The following is an 8,980-nucleotide window of genomic DNA, read 5'->3' on the forward strand; positions in this document are numbered from 1 at the left end:
TACAACGTCATGGAGGCACTGTGCACGACTCCCAGTTGAAGGAACTCACTGGCCGGACGGTGCTGGTCACCGGCGGCGCCGGGCTGATCGGCAGCCGTATCGCCGCCCACCTGCGTCAGCTCGGGGCTCGGCCGGTCTCGCTGTGCATGCTGGACGCCTACCCCAGGCACGTCTACCGCGACCTATTCGGCGTGGATGCCACCGACCCGGACGTCATCGTCGGCAACATCCAGAACCCGGGCGTAGTCAAGAAGGCAGTCGGCGAGAGCGATTACGTAGTCCACGCCGCCGCGCTCGCGGACGTGGCCGCCTGCACGCGCCGACCGATGTCCGCGATCCACACCAACCTCACCGGCACCCAGGTGCTGCTGGACGCGGTTGCCGCCTGCGAGCGCATCCGCCGGTTCCTCTATGTCTCCTCAGCCAGCGTCTACGGCAACGGCAACCCGGAGGACTGGGCACGCCCCGGCGACGAGTACCGATCCGTGAGGCAGCTGCTGGAATCCGTCTACGGCCGGGTACCGCCGCAGTTCCACGAGCACACCCCGATACGGCCGATGTCCGTCTATGGCAACACGAAGGCGTGGGGCGAGACACAGACGGCACTGACCTTGGGCGCCGTGCACACCTCGTACACGATCGTGCGGTACTTCTCGGTCTACGGGGAACCACAGGTGATCAAGGAGAACAGCCACTCATGGGTGGTCGCTTGGTTCGCCACCCGCGCAGCCCTTGGCATGCCGCTGCACCTCAACGGCGGCGGGCGCCAGATCCGCGACCTGGTGCACGTCGACGACATCGCCGCTGCCACCGTCCGGGCACTGGTCGCTCCGCGGGCACACAACGAGACGATCAACGTCGGCACCGGAGCACCCACCAGCATCCGTACCGTGGCCGAGCTGGTCGCCGAGCAGTATCCGAAGACGCGATTCGTGGAAACACCCATGCCGCCCGGCGACCCGCTCGGCGGCTACGCGGCCACGCACCGCATGGAGGCAATGCTCGGTTGGCGGCCGACCACCACCATCAAGGAAGGCGTGGTCCGCTATGCCAACTGGCTGGACCAAACCCCGGAGGCGATCCCGGCGTGGCTGCAGGCGCAGAGCAAGGCCGCGACGACGTGATCAGATCACCGGGGGCCGGCCCAAGCAGGTCATCCGCCACACCGTGGCCCACCGCATCGGCCGCCGGGGCGGGCACGGGGTGCGCAAGCCCTCGGTGAAGCCGCTGAACCAGGCCCAGAGCCCGGCCGCCGACCGCGTGCGCGCGAGGGTGAGCACGGTCCACACCCCCAGATAGACAGGAACGAGGAGGGCGGGAAGGTGCCTCTTGGCGAGCCAGACACGGTTGCGGGCGACCATGCGGTAGAAGACCGCGTGCCGGGTCGGCGATGTCCACGGATGCTGCAGCACCAGCTCCGGCTCGTAGAGCACCTTCCAGCCCGCATCCAGAGCCCGCCAGGCGAGATCGGTCTCCTCGTGTGCGTAGAAGAACGGCTGGGGCCAGCCGCCGATCTCCTCGAGCATCCGCATCGACAGGCCGTGTCCGCCGCCGAGGAATGTGGTGACCAACCCGCGGCGCAGAGGGTCCGCAGAGCGCAGGCGGGGGACGTGACGGCGCTGCGTGCGGCCTCGGTCGTCGGCGATACGGAAGCTGACGATCCCCAGCCTCTGGTCAGCCTCGTACAGCTCCACGAGCCGGGTAAAGACATCCGGACTGATCAACAGCCCGTCGTCATCCAGGTCCACCACCACATCGACGTCCCCAAACTCCCGCAATCGGGCCAGGGCAGCGTTCCGCCCGCCGGAGACGCCAGCGTTCTCCGCCAACTCGACACCGGTCACCCACTCAGGCAGGGGCGGCAGCGGCGAGCCGTTCCCGACGACCACCACCCGCGCCGCGGGCGTGTCCTGCCGCGCCACCGAGTCAAGCAACGCGGCCAGCTCAACGGGCCGCGAGCCCATGGTCAAAATGGCGACGCCAACGCGCGGGTGACGCACGAATGAACTCCGTTCCTCGGGTCGAGTTCAGGTGATGCTAGTCGCCCCGAGGGACAGTCACCGACCACACAGGAAAGGCCCTCATGCCCACCATCCGCCTCGGCGACTACCTCACCACCCCTACCAGCGGGATGCTCCGCGGCACCCCCTACGAGCAACTGGAGGAGACCGATCTCGCGGACTTCCTGGCCAGGTGGGAGGACTGGCAATGCCAGGCCCTGACCCGGCTTCCGCACCGAATCCACCCCACGGCCCGGATCCATCCCACAGCGATCATCGGCGACGACGTCATCATCGGTCCGTACGTGCGGGTGTGGGAGTTCTCCACCGTCCGTTCCGGCTCCGTGCTGTGCACGGGGGCCTCGGTCGGTTTCAACTGCGAGGTGACCCGGTCGTTCCTGAGCGAGCGAACGATCCTTGGCCACCGCATCGGGATCAACCGCACCCTCGTCGGCGCCGATGCCCACCTGTCCGCCAACCTGACGGTCGCAGCCGTCAGCATGTGGAGCGCACACATGAGCAAGCCCGAAAGGGAGATCATCCTGCGCACCGCGGCCGGGCTCTATCGATGCGGGACATCGCAGTTCGGCGCCCTCATCGGTGACCGGGTCCAGACCGGCAACAGCATCAGCCTCGGTCCCGGCCTCGCTCTTGGTCGCGACTGCCGGATCGCCAGCGGCGTCACCCTCGCCGGCCGCACTCTCCCCGACCACAGCGTCATCACCGCCCCGCACACCGCCGAGGTCCACGTGCGCCAGCGTTCAGCACACCATAGGGAGATCCCGGCAGCGAGGCCGACGGAAGGCGCAGCCACCGGCCCATCGCGGCCTTAGGACACGAGTGATGGCCGGTTCCGCGGAGTTGTGAGCTTCGCGGGGGAGAGGTGGCTGGCCTCTCCATACCGGCCATCGTGCGGCGTCTGGCCCGCCGGGAGTTCGTCGGTCCCTTCAACCAGAGGCCGCGGTCTTACGGTATCCCGCCTGCGACGCGGTTTGGCGTGCTGCAGTCAGGACGTCGAGGAGCGGCGGGTGGCCAGCTCCTCGAGGCGGGAGCGTTTCCAGCGCTGCTGACGGGGACGGCCTGCGCTGCCGCGTCGGTACTCGTATCCGTCGGGCTGCTCGAGGTCGGGCAGGAGCCCGTGCCCCAGTGCGCTGATGAAGCTGTCGGCGTTGCTGTAGCCGAGGATCCGGGCTGCTTCCGCGGCGCCGACCAGGTCCTCGTCTTCGTTCTGGTCGGCGGCCGGCAGCACGCCACGCTGCCGGGCGGCAGCGACGACGGTGACCCTGCGCCACTTCTTGCGAGCTCGGCCGCGGCTGCCTTCCTCCCTCTCCAGGGCGTCCGGATCGGGCAGTTCCGGGATGCGCCCCTGGTAGAGGGCGCTGGAGAAGGAGGCGGCGCTGCCGTAGCCGAGCAGGCTTGCGACCTCGGCTGTGCCGAGCAGCTCGTCGGGGTCACCGTCGGCCGACACCTGCGGCAGCGCAGCAGCCGGGGCGGATGCCCGCCGACCCTTGCCGGGCCGGTTGCTGGCCCAGGCGACGATCGTGCCGCGGCGCCACATCGGGCCGTCGACGTCCTCGTCGGGCTCTGGGAAATATCCGGGCCGGTCGCGGAAGTAGGCGTCGATGGTGGAGGTGCGGGTGTAGCCGAGGAGCTTGGCCACCTCCCGCTTGGTCAGCAGCTCGTCCTGGTCGGCCTCGAGTACCGCGGCCGGCAGCGTGCGCTTCTTCGGTGCGCGCTGCGCGAAGAACGCCGCGACCTCGTCGCGGCGCCAGAAGCGCTTGCGGCCCTCGGTGTGCGCGACCGCGGGGAAACCGCTGGCGGGGTCGTTGCTCCACTCGCTGATCCGGGGCTTGCTCGTGCCGAACTCGGACACGATCTGCGCGGTGTCCACGAGCCGCTCGGCGGGAGACATCTGGGCCCCTTTGGAAGGATCGGCAAGGCGGTGCCGGCGCGCCCGGTCGAGCGCGACAGGTTCGATAATGCCAAAGTCTGTGGGTTCGTGTCCAGCCCAGCGCGAAACCGGCTACAGAAGCTCCTCGCCAACAAGGCAGACACCGAAGAGCGCGGCGCGCTCCTCCAGCTCCGCGTACGCAATGGCGGCCGGCGCGGCATCCCAGATCGCGAACGCGAGCGCGGAGACCGCCTCGCCGCGTGTCATCCCCTTCTCCCACGGCGCGCCCGCAGCAGAGCACCGCTCGGCGAGCTGGACGTCGGACAGGTCCGTGGCCTCCCGGCGGATGCCGGAATGGACGTCGGCGACGCCCTCGCACCAAGCGCGATGGCCCGTGGCGAGAAGGTCCTGCAGCGCGTCCCGGTCACTCAGGTCCTGGGCGCTGGCGGCGAGGTCGAGAAGCAGGGCGGTGGGGTTGGTATCCATGGTCATCTCCTTCATCCACTGTAAGGGGGACGTGCCGGGCCGGGCCTGTCCGGACCCGGCCCGGCACACGCAGATCAGCTGTGGGCGATGCAGCCGTCACACAGGGCGCGCCCGCCGTGTCGCGCCATCTCAGGTTCCTTGCGGGGCTCCTTCTTGAGCGTTTCCCGGACCTGCTCCTGCAGGGCGGTGAACTCCGGGCCGTCGTCCGGGCAAACGACGCCGGGGTCGGGTGCCCCGCAGGTGTTGGCGTGGCGGATCAGGTCGGTGATGCGCCAGTCCGCGCGGAAGCTGTCGCCCCGCACCTGCTCGACCTCGGCGTGCAGGTCGGCCAGCCGCGGCCGTCGACCCAGGGAGAGCAGCACGTCAGCGCGGGAGGCGAAGACACACAGCGAGCACGAGCAGCGGGAGGTGCCGGCCCAGTCGCCCGCGCCGGGCACGGAGTCATACGTCCAGCAGTACGGCACCGGTGCGTCGGCGTGCCACTCCTTGACCGCGTCGGTCGACCAGTCCTTGACGGGCAGCCACTCGTCCACGACCCGCGCACTGTTGGCCTGCACCGTACGGAAGGCAGGGCGCTTCTTGCGGTCGGCACCTTCGTCGCTGCGCAAGCCCATGACCTTCAGGATCCGCACCGGGCGGCCGAGCTCGCGCTTGAGGCGACTGACCATCGGCGTCCAGGCGCTGGAAACCACGCTCTCCTTCGCGGCCTTACGGCAGTACGGGCTGCCCATACGGGGAAAACGACCGTACGCCGCGATCTCGGTCAGCAGGCTGTGCGGCATCCGGTCGCCGTCCGGGCCCGGCATTGTGCGGGTGACCTCGATGTGCCGGTCGGGCGGAACCCCGAAGGCGGTGCTCTGCAGAGCGGCGAGCTCGGACACCCCCGGGTAGCGGACGCCGTCGTAAACCACGGGCGGCCACTCCAGCACACCGAGGCTGGAGTGGTACGAGATGACGCGGTCGGCTACGCCGGCGGTCCGGACGTCTTCCATGAACACGGCCATCATGACCGCGCTGTCCTTGCCGCCGGACAGCTGGGGTGCGAGGAGATCGTAGGAGGTCAAATCGGGTGTGCTGGGCGGGAGGTTGGCGGGACGGGAAGGCATGTCAGCTCCAGTGAGTCGAGGAGTGGGCGCTGGGACTGGGTGCACAGGACGGCGTGCAGTCCGCGGCGGACGGCGACGTCGGGGGGCGGTTCAGGCGAGCGGGAGCTGGGCACTGGAGCCCGAGATCAGGGCGTCCCACGCCGGCTCGAAGTTCTTGTCCTGCTGTCGATCACGCGGGCGGGGCCAGTGGCGAAGAGCTCCTCCGCCATCGGCCACGCCGTGCCGCGGGGACGGACCCAGGACCGGGCGCGCCCGTACACCGGGTCGTGCTCGACGTCGACGCCGTGCCGCTCGGACGCGGAGATCAGCCGCCGGGCAAGCTGCTGCGGGCGGCCGAGGTCGACGCGTTCGGTGGAGCGCATCACCGGGCGCCGCTCGCCGGCGGCGGACAGCAGGAACAGACGGCGCACGTGGTAGAGCGCCCACGGCATGTCGAGCAGGACCGTGATCCCGTCCGCCTTCAGGTGCCCGGACCTCGACAGCTGGACGAACCGCACGCCGCGGGAGCGCAGCAGGGGCAGCATGAACTCCTCGACCAGGAGCCGCGTTTCGGGCCACTCGCTGCCGGTGGCCATGTAGAGGACGGCGGTGCGCTCCAGGTCGATCCCGTGCGCGGCGGGGTCGGTGAGCATCCGCGCGAGGTAGGCGGTGGAGTCGGCGCCGAGTCCCCAGTTGATGACGGTGTCCAGGTCGTCGGTGGTGCTGAGGCCGGGCAGCGACGGCGTGTACGTGGTACGGGGCATGGCGGTCCGTCCCTCCTTCCAGGGCCGGGCCCCGTGCCCGGCCGACGGCCGGGCACGGCGGGCGGTTGGGATGTCAGAGCAGGGCGAGCGCTCGCGCGGGGTCCGGGCACAGGACGGCGAGCAGGCGGGCGCTGCCGTCGGCGCGTGCGTCCTCGGTGGCGGGCGGGGCGAGCAGGGCCGGTTGAGGTCGGCGGCGACCTCGGCGGTGTGCATCGCCGCCTCGGCGTGGTCCAGGGCCTCGATGAGGATCACCGCGCGCACGAGGGCGGCGAGCAGGGTGGCACTGGCCCTGAGCGTCGCGCCGCTCGCCTCGGTGCCGGGCCGGTAGAGGCTGACCACCGCGCCGCCGGTCGTGGTGATGGAGCTAAGCAGCTGGGCGTGGTTGTGCGGGTGGGCGCGATCCAGACCGCGCGGCAGGACGGCGAGTGCTGCCCGGCCTGCCTGGGCGGTGGCGCGGTGGGCGGTGGAGTCGACGCCGTACGCGAGTGTCGCGGTGACCGTGTGACCAGCCTCGGCGACGGTGGTAGCGAAGGCGCGGGTGCGGGTGATGGCCTGCTCGGTCGCGTTGCGGTTGCCGGTCACCGCGACGGCGCTGGCGGTGAGCTGCGGCAGCTGGTTGTGTCCCCGCGCCCACAGGCCCAGCGGGCAGTGGGGACCGAGGTCGGCCAGGGCGGCGGGCCACACGTCGTCCGAGGGGATGATGAACCGGCAGGACAACTGCGCGTTGTCGAGTGCGTCCGTCGGCTGGTACTGGGCCAGGCGTCCGCTGGTGTCGCGGCGGACGCGCTGCTCCCAGACCTCCTGGGCGGAGAACTGCACGAGTTCAGCGGCGAGTTGGGCGGGCGTGAAGTGGGCGGCGAGCGCGGCGCGGGCGGCGCGTTCGGGCAGGGCGGGGCTGGGCACGGCGAACCTCCGTGACGGGGCGGCGGCCGGCGGGCATGCCGGTGCCGCGATGGGCGGTGACGGATCGGGGGCGCGGTCAGCGGCCGGTGCGGCTGGGCGCGGTGACGGCGTCCCGGGAAATGCGCGGGGCGGACCGCCACCAGTCGCTGTCCGGGATGGCGGCCGGGGTCGGGCGGGCTGCCGTGGCGGGCCGGGCCGGTCCAGCTCGGTGAGCGGGCGGGGGCGCGGGCGTGGCAGCCGCGCGCGGGGCCGGACCGGGGGCGCGTCCGGCGAGGACGGCGGGCAGGGTGTCGTCGATGTAGGCGACGTGGTGGGCGAGGTCCACGCCGACCTGGGCGGAGTCGAGATAGAGCACGTTGTCGCGCAGCGCCACGTTCCCGGTGGCGATCACGTGCACGGCGTGGGTGAGGCATTCGGATACGTGCCGGGCAAGCGGGCCGGTGACGGTGCAGATGACCGGGACCGGTTCCCCGTCGCGCCACTGGCCGCGTGCGCGGTCGTACTCGCGCGGAACCTGCACCACGGTGAACCGGGCGGCGGGCGTGCCGCGTTCGGTGTAGCGCAGCCGCACGGCTCCGTACACGCGGCCACGGATGACGGCAGCGGTCTCTCCGCTCATGGACGTACTCCTCGATGCGACGAACGTTCTGGCAGTGCCCGGGAAGCCCCGAGCGAGTTCCATAATACTTAAACTGGGGGGTGTTATCCCCTTTTCCTTCGGGATGGGAGCACCCGCCCCCAGCGAGGCCGGCCGCAGTCCTACCGCTCGCGCCGCGAGCCTTGCCCGCCCACCTGCGCGGCGGGCTGCTCTGCGGCCGGCTTGGACTTTCGGCAGGGCCCGGGGCCCTCGCAGCAGGTGGCCGAGCCCGGGTTGTCCCATCGGCAGGCCGCGCTCAGCAACTCGTCCAGCAGGGGCGGCCGTGGCGCACCTTCTTCACCGCTGTCGTCGAGCACGACCGTGTCCTCGACATCTGGTGGGAGGCGTAGGTGTGCGCGGCAGGCCCGGCCTGTGCCCGGACGGGGCGGGGCCAGGGCTAGGACTCCGGGTCCAGGGCAGTGCGCAGGAGGTCGAGCAGGGCGGCTTGGTCGGCGGGCAGGACGGCCTCGCGCAGGGTGCGCTTGCGCAGGATGGGCACGTTCAGGCTGATGCCGACGGGGACGTCGGGTGGGTCCTGGTGGGGGAGGAGCTGGTAGTGCCGGGCGGCGATCATCCAGGCTTCGTACCGGTCGGCGGGCCGTCCGCTGCGGGCGGTGTGCCCCGCGTCGGGGGCCTGCGCGGGGCAGGGGCAGGACGGGTCGGTGCAGGGGCGGCCCGCGGGGTGTGAGGCGAGCACCGGGCGGGTGCGGTACCGGGTGGCCGTGCCGTTGAGCATCGGGCAGTACGCCGCAGCGTACGGCTGGCACTCCGGGTGCAGCGCGGGCTCAGGGGAGCAGCCCTGCTCCTGGTCGGCGGGGCGGACGATGACGAAGAAACGCTCCTGAAGCGGCTGGCCGCAGATCTGGCACAGGCGCTGGAGGAAGGCGCGGCGAGCACGGTCGGCGTCGAGGCTGCCGAACGCGGCGTGCCCGTTGTGGATTAGGGAGACCCACGGCACGACCAGTCCGCCGGCCAGCGGACGACCGAGGCAGCGCATGGGTATGGATGGGCTCATGGGAGTCGTGGTCCCTTCGGGGTGGTTGGTCATGGGGGCCGACTGGGCGCGGGACTGGAAGCAGTCGGTAGGCGACTTGGGCCGGTGGTGTGCGGCCAGGGGCCCGGCGGGCCCCTGGCCGGCGCGGGGGGGGGGGGGGGGGGGGGGGGGGGGGGGGGTGGGGAAGGGGGGGGGGGGGGGGAGGGGGGGAGGGGGGGAG

General features: G+C 71.4%; 10 protein-coding genes. 2 read left to right on the plus strand and 8 right to left on the minus strand.

Translation table 11 applies throughout. The annotated features are described in order from the left end of the window. The first annotated feature begins 20 nt into the window (after window positions 1-20). Window positions 21-1,124 carry an NAD-dependent epimerase/dehydratase family protein gene (locus AC0699_RS35035; RefSeq protein ID WP_478668707.1) on the plus strand — a complete coding sequence of 368 codons (1,104 nt, stop codon included), beginning with the start codon at window positions 21-23 and terminating at the stop codon, window positions 1,122-1,124. Here AC0699_RS35035 and AC0699_RS35040 read toward each other — a convergent pair whose 3' ends face one another. Next, on the minus strand, window positions 1,125-2,000 hold the full coding sequence (locus tag AC0699_RS35040; RefSeq protein WP_478668710.1) for a glycosyltransferase family 2 protein: 876 nt from the start codon (window positions 1,998-2,000) through the stop codon (window positions 1,125-1,127). It lies immediately after the preceding gene. 83 nt (window positions 2,001-2,083) lie between these two features. Here AC0699_RS35040 and AC0699_RS35045 point away from each other — a divergent pair, with 83 nt between their 5' ends. Further along, entirely contained in the window at window positions 2,084-2,833 is a 750-nt protein-coding gene (locus AC0699_RS35045; RefSeq protein WP_478668712.1) for an LbetaH domain-containing protein, read from the plus strand. A 173-nt stretch (window positions 2,834-3,006) separates the two neighbouring features. Here the strand turns inward: AC0699_RS35045 and AC0699_RS35050 are convergent, their stop codons facing one another. The 7 genes from AC0699_RS35050 to AC0699_RS35080 all read right to left on the minus strand — a co-directional run bounded on the left by AC0699_RS35050 (window position 3,007) and on the right by AC0699_RS35080 (window position 8,781). Further along, window positions 3,007-3,912, minus strand: a complete 906-nt coding sequence (locus tag AC0699_RS35050) for a helix-turn-helix transcriptional regulator (RefSeq protein ID WP_478668715.1) — start codon at window positions 3,910-3,912, stop codon at window positions 3,007-3,009. A 111-nt stretch (window positions 3,913-4,023) separates the two neighbouring features. After that, complete coding sequence (locus tag AC0699_RS35055) at window positions 4,024-4,377, minus strand: hypothetical protein (RefSeq protein WP_478668719.1); 354 nt, start codon at window positions 4,375-4,377, stop codon at window positions 4,024-4,026. Between the two features lie 74 nt (window positions 4,378-4,451). Continuing rightward, window positions 4,452-5,483 carry an adenine nucleotide alpha hydrolase family protein gene (locus AC0699_RS35060; protein WP_478668721.1) on the minus strand — a complete coding sequence of 344 codons (1,032 nt, stop codon included), beginning with the start codon at window positions 5,481-5,483 and terminating at the stop codon, window positions 4,452-4,454. A 125-nt stretch (window positions 5,484-5,608) separates the two neighbouring features. Continuing rightward, on the minus strand, window positions 5,609-7,129 hold the full coding sequence (locus AC0699_RS35065) for a DNA-processing protein DprA (protein WP_478668725.1): 1,521 nt from the start codon (window positions 7,127-7,129) through the stop codon (window positions 5,609-5,611). Window positions 7,130-7,205: 76 nt separating this feature from the next. Next, complete coding sequence (locus tag AC0699_RS35070) at window positions 7,206-7,748, minus strand: single stranded DNA-binding domain-containing protein (RefSeq protein ID WP_478668729.1); 543 nt, start codon at window positions 7,746-7,748, stop codon at window positions 7,206-7,208. Between the two features lie 140 nt (window positions 7,749-7,888). After that, a complete protein-coding gene (locus tag AC0699_RS35075; RefSeq protein ID WP_478668732.1) occupies window positions 7,889-8,083 on the minus strand; it encodes a hypothetical protein in 195 nt (64 codons plus the stop codon). An 80-nt stretch (window positions 8,084-8,163) separates the two neighbouring features. Next, complete coding sequence (locus AC0699_RS35080; RefSeq protein WP_478668734.1) at window positions 8,164-8,781, minus strand: cell envelope biogenesis protein OmpA; 618 nt, start codon at window positions 8,779-8,781, stop codon at window positions 8,164-8,166. Window positions 8,782-8,980 lie beyond the last annotated feature (199 nt).

Source organism: Streptomyces sp. NPDC043870, from assembly GCF_056435785.1.

Bases quoted from the DNA above. Each gene is read 5' to 3' on its own strand.
- AC0699_RS35055 (WP_478668719.1), bottom strand. From the start codon at position 4,377: ATGGATACCAACCCCACCGCCCTGCTTCTCGACCTCGCCGCCAGCGCC.
- AC0699_RS35045 (WP_478668712.1), top strand. From the start codon at position 2,084: ATGCCCACCATCCGCCTCGGCGACTACCTCACCACCCCTACCAGCGGG.
- AC0699_RS35060 (WP_478668721.1), bottom strand. From the start codon at position 5,483: ATGCCTTCCCGTCCCGCCAACCTCCCGCCCAGCACACCCGATTTGACC.
- AC0699_RS35070 (WP_478668729.1), bottom strand. From the start codon at position 7,748: ATGAGCGGAGAGACCGCTGCCGTCATCCGTGGCCGCGTGTACGGAGCC.
- AC0699_RS35050 (WP_478668715.1), bottom strand. From the start codon at position 3,912: ATGTCTCCCGCCGAGCGGCTCGTGGACACCGCGCAGATCGTGTCCGAG.
- AC0699_RS35080 (WP_478668734.1), bottom strand. From the start codon at position 8,781: ATGAGCCCATCCATACCCATGCGCTGCCTCGGTCGTCCGCTGGCCGGC.